At 73.6% G+C, this 20,223-nt stretch carries 22 protein-coding genes; 13 read left to right on the top strand and 9 right to left on the bottom strand.

Going from position 1 to position 20,223, the window contains the following annotated elements; all coding sequences use genetic code 11:
• Positions 1-5: 5 nt before the first annotated feature.
• Positions 6-416, bottom strand: a complete 411-nt coding sequence (locus IG69_RS0116080) for a VOC family protein (RefSeq protein WP_030529192.1) — start codon at positions 414-416, stop codon at positions 6-8.
• 106 nt (positions 417-522) lie between these two features.
• On the opposite strand from IG69_RS0116080, the gene IG69_RS0116075 reads away from it, so the two are divergent.
• The gene (locus tag IG69_RS0116075; protein ID WP_030529191.1) at positions 523-960 is read left to right on the top strand and encodes a helix-turn-helix domain-containing protein; all 438 of its coding nucleotides are present in this window, start codon (positions 523-525) and stop codon (positions 958-960) included.
• On the opposite strand, the gene IG69_RS0116070 is transcribed toward IG69_RS0116075, so the two are convergent.
• On the bottom strand, positions 938-1,882 hold the full coding sequence (locus IG69_RS0116070; protein ID WP_030529190.1) for a 5'-3' exonuclease: 945 nt from the start codon (positions 1,880-1,882) through the stop codon (positions 938-940). The two genes, IG69_RS0116075 and IG69_RS0116070, sit on opposite strands and share 23 nt — an antisense overlap.
• 66 nt (positions 1,883-1,948) lie before the next feature.
• Here IG69_RS0116070 and IG69_RS0116065 point away from each other — a divergent pair, with 66 nt between their 5' ends.
• Positions 1,949-2,371 carry an Lrp/AsnC family transcriptional regulator gene (locus tag IG69_RS0116065; protein ID WP_030529189.1) on the top strand — a complete coding sequence of 141 codons (423 nt, stop codon included), beginning with the start codon at positions 1,949-1,951 and terminating at the stop codon, positions 2,369-2,371.
• Positions 2,368-2,943 (top strand): DinB family protein, encoded by a 576-nt coding sequence (locus tag IG69_RS0116060; protein ID WP_245616174.1) that lies wholly within the window; start codon positions 2,368-2,370, stop codon positions 2,941-2,943. The genes IG69_RS0116065 and IG69_RS0116060 overlap by 4 nt, the downstream gene beginning before the upstream one ends.
• A gap of 12 nt (positions 2,944-2,955) precedes the next feature.
• Here IG69_RS0116060 and IG69_RS0116055 read toward each other — a convergent pair whose 3' ends face one another.
• Positions 2,956-3,912 carry an NAD(P)/FAD-dependent oxidoreductase gene (locus IG69_RS0116055; RefSeq protein ID WP_030529187.1) on the bottom strand — a complete coding sequence of 319 codons (957 nt, stop codon included), beginning with the start codon at positions 3,910-3,912 and terminating at the stop codon, positions 2,956-2,958.
• A gap of 50 nt (positions 3,913-3,962) precedes the next feature.
• Here IG69_RS0116055 and IG69_RS0116050 point away from each other — a divergent pair, with 50 nt between their 5' ends.
• The gene (locus tag IG69_RS0116050) at positions 3,963-4,535 is read left to right on the top strand and encodes a helix-turn-helix domain-containing protein (protein ID WP_030529186.1); all 573 of its coding nucleotides are present in this window, start codon (positions 3,963-3,965) and stop codon (positions 4,533-4,535) included.
• Here the strand turns inward: IG69_RS0116050 and ybaK are convergent.
• Both ybaK and IG69_RS0116040 read right to left on the bottom strand, forming a co-directional pair.
• Positions 4,532-5,017 carry a Cys-tRNA(Pro) deacylase gene (ybaK, locus tag IG69_RS0116045; RefSeq protein WP_030529185.1) on the bottom strand — a complete coding sequence of 162 codons (486 nt, stop codon included), beginning with the start codon at positions 5,015-5,017 and terminating at the stop codon, positions 4,532-4,534. The two genes, IG69_RS0116050 and ybaK, sit on opposite strands and share 4 nt — an antisense overlap.
• A gap of 24 nt (positions 5,018-5,041) precedes the next feature.
• Entirely contained in the window at positions 5,042-6,487 is a 1,446-nt protein-coding gene (locus IG69_RS0116040; protein ID WP_030529184.1) for a KamA family radical SAM protein, read from the bottom strand.
• A gap of 87 nt (positions 6,488-6,574) precedes the next feature.
• Here IG69_RS0116040 and kdd point away from each other — a divergent pair, with 87 nt between their 5' ends.
• The 3 genes from kdd (at position 6,575) to IG69_RS0116015 (ending at position 10,125) form a co-directional block, all read left to right on the top strand.
• Positions 6,575-7,630, top strand: a complete 1,056-nt coding sequence (gene kdd / locus IG69_RS0116035; protein WP_030529183.1) for an L-erythro-3,5-diaminohexanoate dehydrogenase — start codon at positions 6,575-6,577, stop codon at positions 7,628-7,630.
• A 381-nt stretch (positions 7,631-8,011) separates the two neighbouring features.
• Positions 8,012-9,565 carry an amidohydrolase gene (locus IG69_RS0116020; protein WP_030529182.1) on the top strand — a complete coding sequence of 518 codons (1,554 nt, stop codon included), beginning with the start codon at positions 8,012-8,014 and terminating at the stop codon, positions 9,563-9,565.
• A 122-nt stretch (positions 9,566-9,687) separates the two neighbouring features.
• Complete coding sequence (locus tag IG69_RS0116015; protein ID WP_030529181.1) at positions 9,688-10,125, top strand: hypothetical protein; 438 nt, start codon at positions 9,688-9,690, stop codon at positions 10,123-10,125.
• Positions 10,126-10,155: 30 nt separating this feature from the next.
• Here the strand turns inward: IG69_RS0116015 and IG69_RS0116010 are convergent, their stop codons facing one another.
• Positions 10,156-11,592 (bottom strand): HNH endonuclease, encoded by a 1,437-nt coding sequence (locus IG69_RS0116010; protein ID WP_030529180.1) that lies wholly within the window; start codon positions 11,590-11,592, stop codon positions 10,156-10,158.
• Positions 11,593-11,697: 105 nt separating this feature from the next.
• Positions 11,698-12,279, bottom strand: coding sequence for a GNAT family N-acetyltransferase (locus IG69_RS0116005; protein WP_051750647.1), 582 nt, complete (start codon positions 12,277-12,279; stop codon positions 11,698-11,700).
• Positions 12,280-12,406: 127 nt separating this feature from the next.
• On the opposite strand from IG69_RS0116005, the gene kamD reads away from it, so the two are divergent.
• The 6 genes from kamD to IG69_RS0115975 are packed head-to-tail and all read left to right on the top strand — an operon-like array spanning position 12,407 to position 18,025.
• A complete protein-coding gene (gene kamD / locus IG69_RS0116000; RefSeq protein ID WP_030529178.1) occupies positions 12,407-14,014 on the top strand; it encodes a lysine 5,6-aminomutase subunit alpha in 1,608 nt (535 codons plus the stop codon).
• On the top strand, positions 14,011-14,802 hold the full coding sequence (gene kamE, locus IG69_RS0115995; RefSeq protein WP_051750646.1) for a lysine 5,6-aminomutase subunit beta: 792 nt from the start codon (positions 14,011-14,013) through the stop codon (positions 14,800-14,802). The genes kamD and kamE overlap by 4 nt, the downstream gene beginning before the upstream one ends.
• Entirely contained in the window at positions 14,799-15,191 is a 393-nt protein-coding gene (gene kal / locus IG69_RS0115990) for a 3-aminobutyryl-CoA ammonia lyase (protein ID WP_030529176.1), read from the top strand. The genes kamE and kal overlap by 4 nt, the downstream gene beginning before the upstream one ends.
• Positions 15,192-15,205: 14 nt before the next feature.
• Positions 15,206-16,768 carry an apolipoprotein N-acyltransferase gene (gene lnt / locus IG69_RS0115985; RefSeq protein WP_036830367.1) on the top strand — a complete coding sequence of 521 codons (1,563 nt, stop codon included), beginning with the start codon at positions 15,206-15,208 and terminating at the stop codon, positions 16,766-16,768.
• On the top strand, positions 16,761-17,540 hold the full coding sequence (locus IG69_RS0115980) for a polyprenol monophosphomannose synthase (RefSeq protein WP_030529174.1): 780 nt from the start codon (positions 16,761-16,763) through the stop codon (positions 17,538-17,540). The genes lnt and IG69_RS0115980 overlap by 8 nt, the downstream gene beginning before the upstream one ends.
• A gap of 50 nt (positions 17,541-17,590) precedes the next feature.
• Positions 17,591-18,025 (top strand): FxsA family protein, encoded by a 435-nt coding sequence (locus IG69_RS0115975; RefSeq protein ID WP_245616173.1) that lies wholly within the window; start codon positions 17,591-17,593, stop codon positions 18,023-18,025.
• A gap of 87 nt (positions 18,026-18,112) precedes the next feature.
• Here IG69_RS0115975 and IG69_RS0115970 read toward each other — a convergent pair whose 3' ends face one another.
• Both IG69_RS0115970 and IG69_RS0115965 read right to left on the bottom strand, forming a co-directional pair.
• Positions 18,113-18,472, bottom strand: a complete 360-nt coding sequence (locus IG69_RS0115970; protein WP_030529172.1) for an RNA polymerase-binding protein RbpA — start codon at positions 18,470-18,472, stop codon at positions 18,113-18,115.
• 138 nt (positions 18,473-18,610) lie between these two features.
• Positions 18,611-20,173, bottom strand: coding sequence for an MFS transporter (locus tag IG69_RS0115965; protein WP_030529171.1), 1,563 nt, complete (start codon positions 20,171-20,173; stop codon positions 18,611-18,613).
• Positions 20,174-20,223 lie beyond the last annotated feature (50 nt).

Genomic DNA, 20,223 nt, shown 5'->3' with positions numbered 1-20,223 from the left:
GCGCGTCACCCGGCGAGGACCTCGCCGATCCGGATGTGGTTTCCGAACGGGTCGCGCAGGGCGAAGTCGCGGCCGTAGGGCTGGTCGACGATCTCCTGCGTGATGTCGGCGCCGGCGGACCGGACGCGCGCGAACATCTCCTCGACGTCGTCGGTCGTGAAGGCGAGCCAGCCGCCGCCGGCCCCCTTGGTCACGAGGGCGCGCACCTGCTCGGCCGTCGCCTCGTCGTGCGCGGGGGCGCCGGGCTTCTCGAGGAGGATGGACTTGGGGTCGCCGGGCACGTGGACGGTCAGCCAGCGCATCGGGCCGAAGTCCATGTCCTGCTCGACCTCCAGGCCCAGCACCTCGGTGTAGAAGCGCAGCGCCTCGTCCTGGTCGAGCACGAAGATCGAGGAGATGTTGTTGCGGGTCAGCATGGTGGTCCTTCCGGTTCGGGTGTCGGGGACGACGCTAGGGCGCGGACGCGGAGGCGCGCTTCTCCGAAAGTGCGCCGTGCGCGACGACCCGTCGTACGGTGGCCCGGTGAGCGCCGCCGAGGAGGACCGCAACCGGCGGCTGCTCCGGGCGCGCGACCTCGTCGACCGGCACAGCACCGAGCCGCTCGACGTCGAGGCCCTGGCGCGGGTCGCGCACATGAGCCGAGCGCACTTCATCCGCGAGTTCCGGACGGTGTTCGGCGAGACGCCGCACCGCTACCTGCAGCGGCGGCGCATCGAGCGGGCGATGACCCTGCTGCGCACCACCGGCACTCCCGTGACCGACGTCTGCATGGCCGTCGGGTTCTCCAGCCTCGGCACCTTCAGCCGCACCTTCACCGAGGTGGTCGGCCTGTCTCCCACCGAGTTCCGTCGTCAGGACGACCCGGCGACGGCGTTCGTGCCGACGGCGTTCCGGATGCGCTGGACGCGGCCGGCTGGGGAGCGGGCCGCGGACGGGGTCAGGCCAGCCCGAGGGCGGTGAGCAGCCGGCCCACCGGGTTCTCGATGCCGTGGCGCGCCGCGAGCTCGTCGAGCGCGAGCCGGTCGGCGACCTGCGTGGGCAGCGCGAGGTCGACCTCGGGCACCGGGGCGTCGCGCACGACGCGGACGACGGTCGGGGCGACGTCGAGGTAGGCCGAGGCGGCCTCGAGGTTGGTCCGCCGCGCGCCCTTGATCGCCGGGTCGCCGGAGTCGACGGCCGCGCGCAGGGCCGCGAGGGAGCCGTACTGCTCGATGAGCTGGGCGGCGGTCTTGTCGCCGATGCCCTTGACCCCCGGCAGCCCGTCGCTCGTGTCGCCGCGCAGCACCGACATCTCGAGGTAGGCCTCGCCGGTCGGCACGCCGTACTTCTCGCGGAGCATCGACTCCGTGGCGATGTCCGGCTCCCGCACACCGCCCTTGCCGGTGTAGAGGACGCGGACGGCCTGCGCGTCGTCGACGAGCTGGAGGAGGTCTCGGTCGCCGGTCACGACGTCGACGGGCATGACCCCGTGGTGCCGGGTCGTCAGGGTGCCGATGACGTCGTCGGCCTCGTGGTCGGGCACGCCGATCCGGGCGATGCCCACCGCGGCCAGCGCCTCGCGGATGAGCGGCACCTGCGGGGTGAGGTCGTCCGGGCTCTCCTCGACGGCGTCGGAGCCCTCGGTCAACCGGTGCGTCTTGTACGTGGGCACGAGGTCGACGCGCCACTGGGGGCGCCAGTCGTCATCCCAGCACGCGACGAGGTGCGTCGGCCGGTGCTGCGTCACGAGGGTGGCGATCATGTCGAGGAACCCGCGCAGCGCGTTGGTCGGCGTCTCGGAGGCGTCCTTGCGCTGGTCCGGGACGCCGTAGAACGCCCGGAAGTACAGGGAGGCGGAGTCGAGCAGCAGCAGCTTCGGGAGTCGTCCGTCGTCGAGCGCCATGCCGAGAGCCTACGGGCGGTCGGCGAGTCCGGGTGGTGACGGGGGAGGTCGCACTACGCTGACGCCGTGGAAGACCTCGACCGGCGCATCGTCGACCTGCTCACCGAGGACGGCCGGACCAGCTACACCGACCTCGGCAAGGCCCTCGGCATGTCCACCTCCGCGGTGCACCAGCGGGTCCGCCGGCTCGAGCAGCGCGGGGTCATCAAGGGCTACACCGCCCGGATCGACCACCGCGCCGTCGGACGGCAGCTGACGGCCTTCATGTCCGTGACCCCGCTCGACCCGAGCCAGCCCGACGACATCCCGGAGCGCCTCCAGGGCATCGAGCAGATCGAGGAGTGCCACTCGGTCGCCGGCGACGAGAACTACATCCTCAAGGTGCGTGTCGCGACGCCCGCCGAGCTCGAGGAGCTCATCGCCCGGATCCGTGGCGCCGCGCACGTCTCGACCCGGACCACGGTGGTGCTCTCGACCCCGTGGGAGTGAGCATCCCGCCGGGGCTGCCGAGCGACCTGCACCACTACCTGCAGGACGCCCGGGACGCGATGCTGCGCACGCTCGACGGCCTGTCGGAGTACGACGTCCGGCGGCCCCTGACGCCGACGGGCACCAACCTCCTCGGCCTGGTCAAGCACCTCACCGGGGTCGAGGTCGGGTACTTCCTGCAGTCCCTGGGGCGCCCGGCGCCGACCCTGCCGTGGGACGAGGACGGCTCGGTCTGGGACAACGGCGACCTGTGGGCCCGCGCCGACGAGAGCCGGTCGTGGGTGCTGGACCTCTATCGCGAGGCGTGGGCCCGCTCCGACGCGGCGCTCGCCGAGGTGCCGCTCGACACCCCCGCCGAGCCGCCGTGGTGGCCGGAGGCGACCCGGCGGACGACGTTCGGTCACCTCGTGGTCCGCGTCGTCGCCGAGACCGCGCAGCACGCCGGTCACGCCGAGATCCTCCGCGAAGGGCTCGACGGGCAGGTCGGCCGCGACGCCGCGGCCTTCGGCGAGGACGCCGGCTTCGAGCGCCTCGTCGCCGACGTCCAGCGCGCGGCCGACGCCCACCGCTGACGGCGACGGCGGTCATCCGTCCGCGAGGCGGCGCTCCTGGTCCTCGGTGACCAGCTCGGCGTTGACCATCGCCCCGGTCCGGGTGCCGGCCGCGGCGGCCATGACCACCTGACCCATCGGCTCGGTGACGTTGCCCGCGACCCAGACCCGGGGGACGGACGTCCGCCCGACGGGGTCCGCCGCGACGTGCCGCGCGAGGACCTGCCCCTGCATCTCGAGGTCGACGAGCGCGAGGCCGAGGTCGTCGAGGAGCGCGTCGCGTGCCTCGACCCGCGTCTGCACGGCGACGGCGTCGGCGCGCACGACCCCTCCCGGGGTCTCGAGGCCGACGAGCGCACCGTCGCACTCGACGACACCGGTCGCCGGGCCGTCCACCACCGCGACGCCCAGCCGCACGAGGCGCTCGCGCGCCGCGGCGTCGAGCACGGACGGCTCGTGCACGAGGACGGTGAGGTCGGCGGTCAGCTGCCCGAAGAGGCCGGCCTGGTGCACGGCCTTCGGCGTCGTCGCGAGCACGACGACCCGGCGGTCGCGCACCTCCCAGCCGTGGCAGTAGGGGCAGTGGACGACGGCCGTGCCCCAGTGCCGGTGCAGCCCCGGGACGTCGGGCAGGACGTCGACGGCGCCGCCGGCGAGCACGAGGTGACGCGCCGTCCACGCGGACCCGTCGGACGCCGTGACGACGAGCCGGTCGTCCTCCCGGCGGGCCGATCCGGCCGCGGAGGCGACGACGCGGCCCCCGTACGCCTCGAGCTCCGCACGGCCACGCGCGAGCAGCTCCGGCGGCGGCACGCCGTCGTGGCCGAGGAACGCGTGCACCCCGCCGGCCGGGGCGTTGCGCGGCTCACCGGCGTCGAGGACGACGACGGACCGGCGGGACCGCGCGAGGACGGTGGCGGCGGAGAGACCGGCGGCCCCACCGCCGACCACGAGGACGTCGACGGGCAGGGGAGCGGAGGTGGTGGTCATGGACCGACGATGCGCCCCCGGCGACCGCGCGGGCAAGGTACGTTGCCGGAGTGGCAAACCTCGACCCGACCGCCGTGGGGCAGCGCCTGCGCGAGGTCCGCACCCGACGGCACATGACCCTCGCCGAGGTCTCGGCCGGCACCGGCATCTCGGTCAGCACCCTGTCCCGGCTCGAGTCCGGCTCGCGGCGGGCGACGCTGGAGCTGCTCGTCGGGCTGGCGCGCGTCTACCGGGTGACCCTCGACGAGCTCGTCGACGCGCCCCGCACCGGCGACCCCCGCGTGCACCTGCAGCCGGTGGAGCACCCGTACGCGCAGGTCGTCCCGCTCACCGAGCGGGTCGGCGGCCCACGAGCGTTCAAGATGGTGCTGCGCCCGGACGGGCGCGAGCCCGACCCGCGCAGCCATGAGGGCTACGACTGGATCTACGTCCTCGACGGCCGGCTGCGCCTCGTGCTCGCCGAGCACGACGTCGTCCTCGGCGTCGGCGAGGTCGCCGAGTTCGACACGCGCACCCCGCACTGGTTCGGCTGCGCCGACGACCACCCGGTCGAGCTGCTGAGCATCATGGGGCCGCAGGGGGAGCGGATGCACGTGCGCGCGCGCCCGCGGCGGCGCGACTAGCGCCCGATGTCCGCGAGGGTCGCGCCGGTGACCCGGACGAGGTCGGCCGGCGCGACCCCGAGGTCGAGGCCGCGGCGCCCGCCGGAGACGTAGACGACGTCGAACAGCTCCGCGGACTCGTCGACGACGGTGGGCAGGGCGCGCTTCTGGCCGACCGGCGAGATGCCTCCCACGACGTAGCCGGTCGACCGCTCGGCGTCCGCCGGGTCGGCCATCGTCACGCGCTTGACCCCGAGCGCGCTCGCCATCGCCTTGAGGTCGAGCTGCCCGGCGACCGGGACGACGCCGACGGCGAGCCCGGCTCCGGTGTCGACGAGGAGGGTCTTGAACACCTGCTCGGCGGGCAGCCCGAGGACGTGCGCCGCCTCGAGCCCGTAGGAGGGCGCGGCCGGGTCGTGCGCGTAGGCGTGCTGGGTGAACGCGACGCCCGCCGCCGTGAGGGCCACGGTGGCGGGCGTCCCGGACGGTGCGCGGCGGACCATGCCGCCGAGCCTAGGGCCGGCGGTTCAGACGAGGTCGGCGACCGACGCGGCGCGGGACGCGCCGGCGCCGGCGACGGCCTGCTCGTGCACGGCCTCGACGTCGGTGTTGGCGCGCCACCACTCCTGGCCGGACTCGGGGAGGGTGTAGATCGGGTCGTAGTAGACGTACTCGCGCGAGAGCGCCTCGGCGTCGTCACCCTCGATCGAGGTGCGGTAGTTCTTGCGCCAGAACGACATCCCCTTCTCGGTGTCGTAGCTGTCGACCTGGTGCACCCAGCGCTTGCCGACGAACGGCACGTCGCAGACGATGCGCGGCGTCGCGAACCCGGGCAGGTAGCCCATGATCGAGTGCTGGAGGTGCTGGGCCTCGGCCAGCGAGAGCCGCCAGTGCTCGGCGAACGGGATCATGTCGCACATGTAGAAGTAGTACGGCGTGATGCTCGCCTCGTCCTGGAGGGCGAAGCAGAGGTCGAGGAGCTGCTCGGAGGAGTCGTTGACGCCCCGCATGAGCACGCCCTGGTTGCGCACGTCGCGCACCCCGGCCTCGAGCATCGCCTTCGCGGCCTGCGCGACGAGCGGCGTCACGGACTCGGCGTTGTTGACGTGCGTGTGGATGGCCAGCGAGACACCGCGCGAGCGGGCCTTGGCGCTGACCCGGGCGACACCCTCGACGACGTCGGGCTGGAGCCAGTGCTGCGGCAGGCCCATGAGCGCCTTGGTCGCGAGCCGGATGTCGCGGATGTTCTCGACGTCGAGGAGCTTGTCGAGGAAGCCCTCGAGGTTCTTCCACGGCATGTTCGCGACGTCGCCGCCGGAGACGACGACGTCCCGGACACCGGGGGTGCGCTGGAGGTAGTCGAGCATCGCGGCGTAGCGGTCGACCGGCTTGCCCGCGAGCTTGAGCTTGGTGAACTGCGGGGTGGAGTTGCCGACGAGGTCCATCCGCGTGCAGTGGCCGCAGTACTGCGGGCACGTCGGCAGCATCTCGGCGAGCACCTTGGTCGGGTAGCGGTGGGTCAGGCCCTCGACCGCCCACATGTCGTGCTCGTGGAGGCTGTCGCGCGTCGCGAACGGGTGGCTCGCCCAGTCGGTGCGCCGGTCGGAGAACACCGGCAGCATGTAGCGGCGCACCGGGTCGGCGTAGAACGCCTCGGTGAACGCGGCGCCGGCCGACGGCATCGGGCCGTCGGTCGAGGCGACCATCGTGTTGAGCATCTGCGGCGGGACGAGCATCGACATCGTCGCCCGCTCGGCCTGGTCCCGGTCGACGTCGGCGTAGAAGCGCTCCTCGAGCAGGTCGCCCATGACGGCGCGCAGCTGCCCGACGTTCTTCACACAGTGGGACCGCTGCCACTGCGCGCTCTCCCACTCCTGGCGGGTGACGTCCCGCCAGCCGGGGAGGCGGGTCCAGTCCGGCTCCACCAGCTCGCGTCGCCGGTACGCGTAGGGCTGCTCGATGCTCGTCGCCATGCGTGGCAGGATACGGGACGGATGGCGCCCCTTGCACGCGCTCACCGTAAGAAATGCGGCTGCGTGTCGGATATCGAGGAGATTCTTGTGCGGACGACCCCCAGCTCACCCGTCGGCCTCCACCGCGTGCTCGAACCCGCCGGTGCGTCGCTGCCGCAGGCGGCGCGCGTGCTCGACGCCGGCCCCGAGCTGTGGCCGGACGAGGTGCGCATCGACGTCGAGACGCTCAACCTCGACGCGGCCTCCTTCCGGCAGCTGACCGAGAAGCACGGAGGCGACGGCGAGGCCGTCCGCGCCGAGGTGCTCGCCATCGTCGGGGAGCGCGGCAAGATGCAGAACCCGGTGACGGGGTCCGGCGGGATGCTCGTCGGCACGGTGGCGGAGGTCGGCCCCGAGTCGCCGCTCGGGCTGGCGGTGGGGGACCGGGTCGCGACCCTGGTCTCCCTGTCGCTGACCCCGCTCGTCGTCACCGACGGACTCGAGCGCTGGGACGGCCGCTCCGAGCGCGTGCCCGCGGCCGGGACGGCCGTGCTCTTCGGTCGCTCGATCGCCGCGCGCCTGCCCGAGGACCTCTCGCCCGAGCTCGCCCTCATGGTCATGGACGTCTGTGGCGCCCCGGCGCTCGTCGCCCGGGTCGTCGCGGAGCACCTGGCGCGGGGGAGCGCCCCGACGGTCGCGGTGCTCGGCGCGGGCAAGTCCGGTTCGCTCTCGCTGGCCGCCGCGCGCGACGCCGGCGCCGGCCGTCGCATCGGGGTCGTGCCGACGCAGGCCGAGGCCGAACTGCTGCGGCCGACCGGCCTCGCCGACGAGGTCGTCGTCGCGGACGCCCGCTCCCCGCTGGGGCTCTCGGAGGCCGTCGCCGCCGCCGGGGGACCGGCCGACGTCACCGTGGTCTGCGTCGACGTGCCCGGCTGCGAGCAGCCCGCCGTCCTCGCGACCGCGCAGGGCGGCACGATCATCTACTTCTCGATGGCCACCAGCTTCGCCGCCGCGGCGCTCGGGGCCGAGGGGCTCGCCGCCGACGTGCGGATGCTCGTCGGCAACGGCTACGTCCCGGGACACGCCGACCTCGCCGTCGACATCGTGCGGCGCGACCCGGCGGTGCGCGGCCTGTTCGAGTCGCGCCTGGCCGCGGAGGGCTAGCCGGCGGGCTGCTCGCGCAGCACCGGCATCTCGACGAACCCGTCGACCGACGCCAGGCGCAGCACCACGCGGGCCGGGGCGGGCATCCGCCGCAGGCCCTCGGCCGGGTCGAGGTCGTGCGGCGGACCGAGGGTCAGGACGCTCCGGCCGCGAACGTCACGTGGTCACCGTCGCGGAACGCGTTGACCGGGTTCCGGTCCGTCCGTCCCGACCGCCGCCCGACGTGCTCGACCTCGGCGAAGGAGCCACGACCGACCAGGTGCACCGTCAGCCGGTTGGTCACGTGCTTGTTGACGGACCGGAGGGCGTTCGGGAAGGCACGACACCATCGTGGCCCCGTCCCCGGCCCGGCGCCAGCGTCCGGGATCCTAGAGTGGCGCCGTGCCGACGACCCTGTACCGCAACGCCCGTGTCCGCACCCCCGAGCACCCGGCGTGCACGGCGCTCGTCGTCGGCGACGACGGACGCGTGGCCTGGCTCGGCGACGAGGCCGGGGCTGACCGGCACGCCGACGCGGTGGACGCCGTCGTCGACCTCGGCGGGTCGCTCGTCCTGCCCGGGTTCGTCGACGCGCACGCGCACGTGTCGCACACCGGACTCGGGATGCGCGGGGTGAACCTGTCCGGGACGCGCACCGTCACCGAGGCGCTCGACCTCGTCGCCGCGGCGGCCCGCGAGCTCCCCGGCGCGCCGGTCTTCGCGCACGGCTGGCAGGAGCAGGACTGGACCCGCGAGCGGGCGATGACGGCCCTCGAGCTGGACCGTGCCACCGGGGGAGGGGTGGTGTACGCCTCGCGCATCGACGGCCACTCGGCGGTCGTCTCGACCGCGCTCGTGGCCCTCTCCGGGGCCGACGCCCTCGACGGCTGGTCGGCGAGCGGTTTCGTCGTGCGGGACGCGAAGAACGCCGCCAGGTCCGCCTTCGACGCCTCCCGCAGCCACGCCGACCGGCGCGAGGACATCGAGGTGGCCCTGCGGACGGCGGCATCCCTCGGAATCGTGTCCGTGCACGAGTGCGGCGGACCGCTGCTCACCTCCGCCGAGGACTTCGCCGACGTCCTCGACCTCGGCCGCCGGGCCGACCTGCCCGAGACCGTCGGCTACTGGGCCGAGGCCGTCACCGAGCCGGGCCAGGCCCGTGCGCTGGCCGGGCTGCACGGAGCCGTCGGGCTCGGGGGCGACCTCAACATCGACGGGTCCATCGGGTCGCACACGGCGCTGCTGCGCGACGACTACCTCGACGAGCACGGCTGCCGCGGGACGGCGTACCGCGACGCGGCCGGGGTCCGCGACCACGTGGCGGCGTGCGCCGCCGCCGGGGTGCAGAGCGGTTTCCACGTCATCGGCGACGCCGGTCTCGACCTCGTCCTCGAGGGGTACGTGAAGGCCGCCGAGCTGGTGGGGGAGGAGACCGTACGCGCCTCGCGACCTCGCCTCGAGCACGCCGAGATGGTCGACGCCGACGGCATCGCGACGATGGCCCGGCTGGGGATCGCCGCCAGCGTGCAGCCGGCCTTCGACGCGTACTGGGGTGGGCGCGAGGGGATGTACGCCGCGCGCCTCGGCGCCGAGCGCGGGGTGGCGACCAACCCGTTCGCGTCGTTCGGCCGGGCGGGGGTTCGCCTGGCGTTCGGCGCCGACTCCCCGGTCACGCCCTTCGCCCCGTGGGTCGCCGTCCGGGCCGCGGTCGAGCACCGCGACACCGCCGAGCGCATCGACACGGCGACCGCGCTCGCGGCCCACACCGTCGGCGGCCACGACCTCGCCGGGCGGGAGGGTGGCGTCCTCGCGGTCGGAGCGGCGGCCTCGTTCGCGGTCTTCTCGGTCCCGGCCTACGCCGCTGACGACCTGCCCACGCTCGGTGGCGGTGCGCCGCTGCCGGAGTGCCTGCTCACCGTGCGTGACGGGGTCGTCCTCCACGACGCCTCGGCCTGACCCCCACGTCGGTCGGCGCGTCCGGTCGGTTCCCGTCGCGCGCAGGCTGGCGCCGTGCAACGCTTCGGCCACCGCGTGCGTCCACGGCACGAGGACCACACCACGGCAGCGGGGAGGCAGTCATGAGCGACGGCGGCGCGAGCGGCGGGTTCGACTCCGGGTCGAGCGGGGGAGGCTTCGACTCCGGCTCGTTCGGCGGAGGCGGCTTCGACTCCGGGAGTCCCTCCTTCGACCCCGGTCCCGCCGGGGGCATCGACCACCACGGGATGCACGGGACTCACGGGGTGCACGACCACGGGATCCCGGGGATGCACGGCGCTGAGTCGCCGCTGTGGATGCACGAGCAGCAGATGCGCCACCACCGGGCGCAACGCTCGGGGAGCAGCCTGCCGACGAGCCCGGTCGGCATCGTGCTGTTCGTCGTCATCGCCATCATCGCGCTCGTCGTGTTCTCGAACATCGCCTCCCGCTCTACCGAGGTCCACCCGGGCGTCCCCTCGAGCGAGGTGTTCGACGACGGCTCGGGCGACGTGCCGTTCGACCTCCCCGAGGAGCCCTGACGTCGCCGCTCTCCAGCATCCCTCCGCGCGTCAGCGCTGCACGCGGTGCTGGGGTTCGGTGGTGCGGTTGGCGCCGTCGGGGCCGTGCCAGGTGACGGTGCCGTCAGGGTCGAGGTGGAGTCGCCACCGGCCCTGCTGCTTGAAGCGGTGGTGGCGCCGGCAGAGGTCCTCCAACCCGGTCGGGCTGGTCGCACCAACAGGCCAAGGCCGGACGTGGTCGAGGTCGCAGCTAGCGGCCGGTCGGGTGCAGCCCCACATCCGGCACGTCCCGTCCCTCGTCTTGACGAACTCGCTGATCGCCTTCGGTGGCCTGTACGCGGCAGTCGTGAGCGAGGCCAGGGTGCCGGTCTCGGCCTCGAGCACCGCACGGGCGACCTCGAACGGCAGCAGCTTCAGCAGGTTCGCGAGGGTGGCGGGGTCGACCCAGCCCAGGCCGGGCAGCTGAGTCCCGGACACCGCGTACCCGGGCGACACGACCGCTTGCGTGTAGGCGAGGTCGCCGTCCAGCTCGGCCGGCTCCTCCAGCCACGACAGCGCTTCCCGGCTGGCCGCGTCCAGGTCCCCGTAGCGCGTCTCCAGTCCGGTCACCGCGTCGATGACCGTCTCGTCGTCGTCCCACTCCACCCGGAACCTCGTCCCACACTGCTCCTCGGGCGCCGGCCGGTCGCTCACCACCGGCACCCCGAGCGTGACCTGCGCGCTGACCTTCACGTTGCGCAGCACGAGGTCGGCCAGCGCGTCCGCCCGCGACTCCGGCACCGACAGCGCCTCGTCGCTCTGCCGGTAGTCCCCGGCCAGCTCCTCCACCGCCGCCCACATCGCCGAGGACGTCGCCGTCGGCACGGACGCGAACCAGTCCGTCAGCCCGTCCTCACCCGGGCACAGCTCCACCCGCCGCCCCTTGCGCGTCCGCGCCGCGTGCGCCGCGACCTGGTCGGCCGCCACCCGCGTCGCGACCCGCCGCGCCTCACCCGCGACCCGCGCCGGGTCCATCGATCCCAGCCGGGGCGCCAGCGCCGCCTCCACCTGCCCGCAGGCCTCGGCGTCCAGACCGGCGCACGCGTCGATGACCTTGTGCGCCGACGCCGCCGGGACCTCACCGGCCAGCAGCAGCTCCAGCAGCCGCGGGAAGCACCCACCCAGCGCCGCCCCGAGGGAGACCTTCCGCGAGGCCAGGCCCTCGGTCAGCCCGGTCGCCAGCGCCATCTGCGTCGAGGCCATCTGGTCCATGTACCCCAGCGGGTGGATGCGCTCGGTCCCCAGCAGGGTCAGCTCGAACCGCGCACCCCAGGCCCCCGCCACCGCCGTCGCGCCCTCGGCCGCGTTGACCACACCCTGCAGCTGCCCCGCCAGCTCGAACGCCTCGTCCTCCGACAGCGACTGACCCGACTCCGCCAGCTCACGACCCAGCCGCGCGCACTCCTCGCGCAGCCCCGCGATGCGGCGGGCGAGGGTCTCGGTGTCCATGCCTCAGTGTACCGAACGCGTGTTCGACGGACAAGCGCTAGTAGGCATCTGTGGACAACGAACATCCGCCCACGACAGCCGGTTCCGAGCGGCCCTCAACGACGTTCAGCGCGCTTCTCGTTCCATCCACTCCTCGCGCAGCAGGGCGTAGGTCAGGCCGTCGACCCACCCGAGCTCGGCGTGCCAGGAGTCGCGGACGCCGTGCTGCTCGCGCCGCATCCCCGCCTTCTCCATGACCTTCCACGAACCGATGTTGTCCGCGAAGCAGCCGGCCGTCACCCGCCGCAGCCGCAGGTCCTCGAACGCGATCTCCAGGAGCAGCACCAGCGTGCGGCTCGCGAAGCCGCGCCCGTGCACCGCGGGGTCGAAGAGGTACCCCACCAGCCCCTCGGAGCGCAGGTGCTCGGTGCCGCCGTCCTGGCCCATGCCGTCGAGGACGTCGACGAACGCGGTCCCCACGACGCGCCCCTCGTGCTCGACGGCGAGCGGCAGGGTCCACTCCGGTCGATCCCGGAGGCGCTCGAGCATCTCGGCCTCGGTCATCGTCGTGCGCAGCAGCCACCGGGCGACGTCGGGGTGGTTGCGCCACGCCATGACGGCCGCGACGTCCGCCTCGACGGCCGGGCGGAGCACGAGGTCCCCGTCCCGGCGCGGGCGGACCGGGGGCAGGCCGGGGTCGTCGCTCATCCCTCGATCGAACCAGACGGGGACGCGCGCTTCCATCGAGTTCTCGTGCCCGGGTCGCGCCGCGAGGATCTGCGGCGCGCGGCCGGATCCGCTACAAGTTCTGCGGCCGAATTGCTAGATTGACGCCGTGTCTTCGCGTCGTCCTGCCCTGCTCGACCTCGACCCCGCCGTCGTCCGCAAGGCCCGCAGCCTCGCACGGCGCGCCGGCAAGCCCGTCGTCGACCTCGCCCGAGCCCACACGACCGTCTCCGTCGAGCGCGCCACGCTGCGCCTGGCCGGTCTCTCCGGTGCCGACCACGAGGGCACGCCGTGGGTCAACCACCTCGTCGACGCGGTGCGCGGCGAGGTCGGGCTCGAGCACGGCGTCACCACCCCGGTCTGGGACGCCCTGCGCCGCGGCGAGGCCCCGGACCTGCTGACGCTCGCCCAGAAGGCGAGCAGCGGGGGAGTGTCGTTCCGCCTCCCTGAGGGGCGTGACCTCACCGGCTCGCGCAAGGCCGCCCGCAGCGCCGTCGCGAAGGGCGTCCGCACGGTCGACTCCCAGCGCCGCGCCCGGGAGCGGATGATCGCCAAGGTCGGTGACGCACCGCGCACCCCGTGGGTCTACCTGATCGTGGCGACCGGCGACATCCACGAGGACATCCCGCAGGCGCAGGCCGCCGCCCGCGAGGGCGCCGACATCATCGCGGTCATCCGCTCCACCGGGCAGAGCCTCCTCGACTTCGTCCCCGAGGGCGCGACGCGCGAGGGGTACGCCGGCACCTACGCGACGCAGGAGAACTTCCGCCTGATGCGCGCCGCCCTCGACGAGAGCAGCCGCGAGCTCGGCCGGTACGTCCGCCTGACCAACTACGCCAGCGGCCTCTGCATGCCCGAGATCGCCGCCCTCGCCGGGCTCGAGCGGCTCGACATGATGCTCAACGACTCGATGTACGGGATCCTCTTCCGCGACATCAACCCGATCCGCACCTTCGTCGACCAACGCTTCAGCCGCCAGGTCCACGCGCGCGCCGGCATCATCATCAACACCGGCGAGGACAACTACCTGACGACCGCCGACGCCGTCGAGGCCGCGCACACCGTCACGGTCAGCCAGCTGCTCAACGAGTACTTCGCCAAGGAGGCGGGCCTCGAGGACTGGCAGCTCGGCCTCGGGCACGCGTTCGAGATCAACCCCGACATCCCCGACAGCTTCCGGATGGAGCTGGCCCACGCCCTGCTCGCCCGTCAGCTCTTCCCGGACGCGCCCCTGAAGTGGATGCCGCCGACGAAGCACATGACCGGTGACGTCTTCCGCGGCTACCTCCTCGACGGGTTCTTCAACCTCGTCGGCGCGATGACCGGGCAGGGCATCCTCCTCGTCGGGATGATGACCGAGGCCGTCGTCACGCCGTGGCTCTCCGACCGCGACCTCGCCCTCCAGAACGTCCGCTACGTCATGGACGCGGCCGGCGGCCTCACCGAGGACTTCCACCCGCCGCGCGACGGATTCATCCAGACCCGCGCCCGCCAGGTGCTCTCGGAGGCGGTCGACCTGCTCGACACGATCGTCACCGACACGAGCACCCGCGGCACGCAGTACCCGCAGCCGCTGCTCGCCGCGATCACCGACGGCACGTTCGGGGCGATGAAGCGGCCGCCGACCAAGGGCAAGGGCCTCGACGGCGTCTTCGTCAAGGCCGACGGCTACGACAACCCCGCGACCGCCCTCCTCGAGGAAGGGGCCACCCGATGAGCGCGACCCCCACCCCGGCCACGCCCGGCCCCCTCGTGCGCCCCTACGGCGACACGACCGGCGACGGGATGGTGCAGGTCTCCTTCACCCTGCCGCTGCCGCACGACAAGCGCGCCGAGGGGGCCGCCCTCCAGCTCGCCGCGAAGATGGGCATGAGCCCGGCGCTGCTCGTGCACGCCAAGGCGATGGGACCGCACTTCACGTTCTTCGTCGTCTACGGCTCGGTCACCCACCTCGTCGACCTGCGCGAGGTCCAGGTCGTCGAGCGCGAGTTCCCGCTGCTCGGCTCGTCCGAGGTCAACCAGGCGATCCGGAGCCACCTGGGGCGCAAGCTCGTCGTCGTCGGCGCGTGCATCGGCACCGACGCGCACACGGTCGGCATCGACGCCATCCTCAACATCAAGGGCTTCGCCGGTGAGAAGGGCCTGGAGTACTACCGCGAGATGAAGGTCGTCAACCTCGGCGCGCAGGTCCTCGTGCCGGAGCTCGTGGCGAGCGCCCGCGAGGTCGGCGCCGACGCGGTCCTCGTCTCGCAGGTCGTCACCCAGAAGGACGCCCACATCCACAACACGACGACGATGTCGGCCGCCTTCCGCGAGGCGTTCCCCGCCGGGGAGGTGCCGCTGCTCGTCGTCGGCGGCCCGCGCTTCGAGGAGGGCTCGGCCTCGACGCTCGGTGTCGACCGCGTCTTCGGCCGCGGCACCACCCCCGGCGAGGTGGCGTCCTACCTCGTCCACGAGCTCGTCGCCCCCCGCACGAGCACCGACCCCCGAGGAGAGCAGCGATGACCCGAGCCGAGGTCGGCCGCACCGTCACCCACCGCCGCTACGTCCCGTACTCGCACGCGCACTACGCCGGCAACCTCGTCGACGGCGCGTACAGCCTCGCCGCGTTCGGCGACGTCGCCACCGAGATGTGCATCGTCACCGACGGCGACGAGGGACTCTTCGCCTCCTACTCCGACGTGCAGTTCCGCGCGCCGGTGCGGGCCGGCGACGTCATCGAGATCGAGGCCCGGATCGTCCGGGTCGGCAGCCGCTCGCGCGAGATGGAGTTCGAGGTCCGCGTCGTCGGCCGTGGCGCCCCGGAGCGCGGGGAGTCGGCGGCCGACGTCCTCGACCCGCCGGTGCTCGCCACGACCGCCCGCGGGGTGGTCGTGGTCCCCCCAGCCGGGTGACCTACCGTGGGCCGGTGCCCACCCCGCTCCGGCTGCCGGCCGCCCTCGTCGGTGCCGTCCTCGCCGGCCTCGCGCTCTGGCTCGCCTTCCCCACGCACGACCTGTGGTGGCTCGCCCCGGTCGGCGTGGCGCTGCTCGGGGCCGTCGTCCTCGTGGCCGGCGCCGCGCGCGGGTTCCTCCTCGGCCTCGTCGCCGGCCTGGCGTTCTTCGTCCCGACCCTCTCGTGGTCCGGGGTGTACGTGGGCAGGCTGCCCTGGTTCGCCCTCGCGACCCTCGAGGCGCTCTACCTCGCCATGATGGGCGCCGTCGTCGGGTACGCCGGGCGACGCCTGGTCGCTGCCGGGCACCGACGCGCGGCGCTGCTCCTCGTCCCGCTCGCCTGGGTGGCCCAGGAGTGGGCGCGCTCCACCACTCCGTACGGCGGGTTCCCGTGGGCGCGACTGGCCTTCAGCCAGGCCGACAGCCCGCTGGCGCACGTCGCCCGCTGGCTCGGGGCCCCCGGGGTCACCTTCGCCGTGGCCGTCGTCGGCACCGGCCTCCTGGCCCTCGGGTGGGGCCTCGTCGGACGCCGGCCGGGCCGCGTCGTCGCGGGGCTCCTCGTCGCCGTCGCCCCGCTCGCCGCCGGACTGCTGCCCCTGCCAACCGACGGCCGCCCCGAGACGATCGGCTTCGTCCAGGGCAACGTCCCCACGGCGGGGCTGGAGTTCAACGCCCAGCGGCGGGCCGTGCTCGACAACCACGTCAAGGGCACCTTCGAGCTCGCGAAGAAGGCCCCGGAGGACCTCAGCCTCGTCGTCTGGCCCGAGAACGCCTCGGACATCGACCCGTTCCGCAACGCCGACGCCGACGCCGAGATCCGCGCGTCGCAGGCCGAGGTCGGCGTCCCGCTCATGATCGGCGCCGTGCTCGCCGAGCCGGTCGGGGCCAACTCCAACGTCTCGCTCTTCTACACCGGCTCCGGTCAGCCGCAGCGCTACACGAAGCTGCACCCGGTGCCGTTCGCCGAGTACATCCCGCACCGCGAGTTCTTCGCGATGTTCACCCCGATGGCCAACCTCGCCGGCAACTTCGTCGCCGGCGACACGATCGGCGTCTTCCGGGTGCCGGCGGCGGGCGGCGCGTACGTGGCCCTGCCGACCATCTGCTTCGAGGTCGCCTACGACGGCCTGATGCGCGACAGCGTCGCGGCGGCCGGCACCACGCCCTCGGTGCTCGTCGTCCAGACGAACAACGCGACCTTCGGCTACACCGCCGAGAGCGAGCAGCAGTTCGCGATCTCCCGCATCCGGGCCATCGAGCACGGCCGCAGCGTCGTCCACGTCTCCACGGTCGGCGTGTCCGGGTTCGTCGCACCCGACGGCAGCGTCTCCGCCGAGACCGGGCTCTTCACCGCCGCACAGGCCGCCGAACCCGTCGTCGTGCGGACGGAGACGACGCCGGCCGACCGGGTGGGGGAGGCCCCGGTGCTGCTCGCGAGCGCGCTGCTGGCCCTGCTCGTCCTGTCGTCGGTGCGGGTGGGCCGGCGCGTTAGGGTGACGGCAGAGTCCAGCCCACCCGAGGAACACCCCGTTGCCTGAGAGTCCCCGCCCGCCGATCACGCGTGTCGCCGTGCTCGTCCCCACGTACAACGAGCGCGAGAACCTCCCCACCGCCGTCCACGGCGTCCGGACCGCCGTCCCGACGGCCGACGTCGTCGTCCTCGACGACGCCTCGCCCGACGGCACCGGCCAGGTCGCCGACGAGCTGGCCGCCGCCGACCCGCAGGTGCACGTCCTGCACCGCGCGGGCAAGGAGGGCCTGGGCGCCGCCTACCTCGACGGCTTCCGCTGGGCCCTCGAGCGCGGCTACGACGCCGTCGTCGAGATGGACGCCGACGGCTCCCACCGCCCCGAGCACCTCCCGTCGCTGCTCGCCGCGGCCGCGGACGCCGACGCCGTCATCGGCTCGCGCTGGGTCCCCGGCGGCAAGGTCGTCAACTGGCCGCTGCACCGCAAGGCCCTCTCGGTCGGCGGCAACCTCTACGTCAAGGTCCTCCTCGGGATGCCCGTCAACGACGCGACGGCCGGCTTCCGCGTCTACCGGGCCGACGCCCTGCACGTCATGGGGCTGGACGACGTCGCCTCGCAGGGCTACTGCTTCCAGACCGACCTCACCTGGCGCGCCGTGCGCGCCGGCCTGCGGGTCGTCGAGGTCCCCATCACCTTCGTCGAGCGCGAGGTCGGCGCCTCGAAGATGAGCCGCGACATCATGACGGAGTCGCTGCGGCGGATCACCGGCTGGGGCGTGCGGCACCGGGCCCGCCAGGCCCGGGAACTGGCGCGCCGCCCGGAGCGTTGGCACGAGCTGTGAACCACCCCGGTGCCACCCCCTACGCCGGCCGAGGCCGGCGTGGACGGCTGGTGCGCCGCCTGCTCGTCGTCGTCCTCGTGCTCGTCCCGCTGCTCGAGATCTCGACCGTCGTCCTCGTCGGCGACGCGATCGGCGGCTGGCCCACCGTCCTGCTCCTCCTGCTCACCTCCGTGCTCGGTGCGTGGGTCATCCGCCGGGAGGGCTCCCGCGCCTGGGCGGCCCTGCGCGACGCCCTGCGCAGCGGCCGGATGCCGGCCCGCGAGCTCGCCGACGGCGTGCTCGTGCTCGTCGGGGGCGTCCTGCTGCTCGTCCCGGGCTTCCTCACCGACCTGCTCGGGGCGCTCGTGCTCCTGCCGTGGACGCGTCCGCTGGCCCGGGTGTGGCTCGAGGCGGTGGTCGCCCGGCGGCTGCTCGCGCCCTTCGGCGGTCCGCGGCGCCCGGGGGAGGGCCCGCCCGACGTCGTCCAGGGACAGATCGTCGGCTGACCCGGCGTCCCACGACGTCCGGCGCCACGCACGACGGAGCCCCGGTCACCTGCTCGGTGACCGGGGCTCCGGCGTGGGGTGGACGGCTCAGGCCGTCTTGCGCGAGGTCTTCTCGCCGCGCGACTGGCGCAGCAGCGTCAGGCGCTCCTCGAGCAGCTCCTCGAGCTCGGGGATGGAGCGACGCTCGAGCAGCATGTCCCAGTGGGTGCGCTGCGGCTTGACGGGCTTGGCCTCGGGCTCAGGGCCACCCCCCTGGAGCTTGGCCTCGGCGCCGCACCGGCACTCCCACGTCGGCGGCACGTCGGCCTCGACGGAGAAGGGGAGCTCGATGGTGTGGCCGTTGGGGCACAGGTAGGTCGTGATGTTGCGGTCGGAGGGGACGACGTTCGCGTCCGTCTCCATGCTGAGGGCGCCGAGCCGGCTGCCGCGCAGGCTTCGCTCTGCCATGGGTGTCTCCCGGAGTTCGAATGTCCCGGGCCGGGGTCCTCGCGGCCGGGTCAATGGTTGGAGAACGTGCGGCCGGGGTTCGTTGTTCCGGGGGTCACCGGATGGCAGGCGGGCGTGTGACGCAGATCACCCGAGGGCTCACACGATCCGCGGCAGCTCGTTCCCCGCGTCCATGATGCCCTGTCGGACGTCGACACGCCGAAGGACGAGGTAGCCGAGGACGAAGAAGACGACGAGCGCGACGATCGCCGGGCGGTAGGAGTCGGTGAGCTGGTGGACGACCCCGAAGATCAGCGCCCCGAACCACGAGGTGCCGCGCTCCATCGCCTGGTAGAAGGCGAAGAACTCGGCCTCCCGGGCGCGGGGGACCAGCTGCGAGAAGAGCGAGCGGCTGAGGGCCTGGCTGCCGCCGAGGACGATCCCGATGAAGATCCCGAGGACGAGGAAGGGCAGGAACGCCTTCTCGGGCAGGAAGAACGCGAGGACGACGATCGCCGACCACGCGACCAGGCTGCGCAGGATCGTGCGCCAGGCCCCCCAGCGGGCGGCGAGCCAGCCGAAGAGCAGCGCGCCGCCGAAGGCGACGAACTGCACGAGGAGGATCAGGGCGATGAGCTGGCTCTGCTCGAACTTCAGCTGCTCGGCGCCGTAGAGGCTGCTCGAGGAGATGACCGTCTGGATGCCGTCGTTGAAGAAGAGGTAGGCGAGCAGGAACAGCAACGTGTTCGGGTAGGCGCGCAGGTCACGGAAGGTGTGTCCGAGCTGGCTGAGGCTGCCGCCCACGATGCCCGCCCGCGGCGCGTCCGCGAGCTCGGTGCGCGGGGCTCCGCGCAGGTTCCACATCCCGACGACCGGGATGAGGGTGAACAGCGCCCACCAGAGGCCGGCCGAGAGGAGGCTGATGCGGACCGCGGTGCCGGTCGTGGCACCGACGAGCTCGGGCTTGCTGACGATGACGAGGTTGACCGCGAGGAGCAGGCCGCCACCGAGGTAGCCCAGGGCCCAGCCGCGGCTGGAGACGCGGTCGCGGTCGTCCGGGCGGGCGATGCGGCACAGCAGCGCGTCGTAGACGACGAGCGAGGCTCCGAGGCTGATCGAGGCGATGATCATCATCAGGGCCCCGAAGCGCCAGTTCGTGCCGGACAGGAAGTACAGCAGCACCGCGGCCGCCGAGCCGGTCCAGGCGAAGACGCCCATGAGGCGCGCCGGGCGGGGCGTGCGGTCCGTGACGGCGCCGACGAAGACGAGCAGGACCGCGGAGACGATGGTCGCCAGCGTCACCGTGTACGGCGCGACCGACCCCGGGTCCAGCGGCGCGGTGAGGACGAGGACGACGGTGGCCAGCGCCAGCGGCGGGACGAGGGTCGAGGGACGGTAGGGCAGGCGCGTGTCGCGCGCGTACGCGACGAGCGAGAGGACGAGGCCGACGAGCAGCGCGACGGCCGCGACCATCGCGAGGCCGGGGACCCAGCCCGGCAGGCCTTCGGCCGCGGGGACCACGTACAGGTCGGTCGTGCAGCGGGCGTCCTCGGCGAGCCCGGGGCAGGCCGCCTCGGTCGCGACCTCGGTGAGGTAGGGGCCGAACAGGACGGTGCCCACCGTCGTCACGAAGGCCGAGTTGGCCCAGTCGTACCAGTACCAGGGGCGGTGGTAGCGGGTGGTGTCGGCCCAGGCGTCGGTGGCCTCGGACTGCGTCGTCATGAGCGGCAGCGTTCCACACGCGGGGGCGGCGCCGCCGTAGGTCGCGCTAC

The sequence above is a fragment of the Phycicoccus jejuensis genome, from assembly GCF_000720925.1.
Lineage (GTDB): Bacteria > Actinomycetota > Actinomycetes > Actinomycetales > Dermatophilaceae > Phycicoccus > Phycicoccus jejuensis.
Note: the sequence above shows the minus strand (reverse complement) of the source record. Positions and strands in the feature narration are given on the sequence as shown.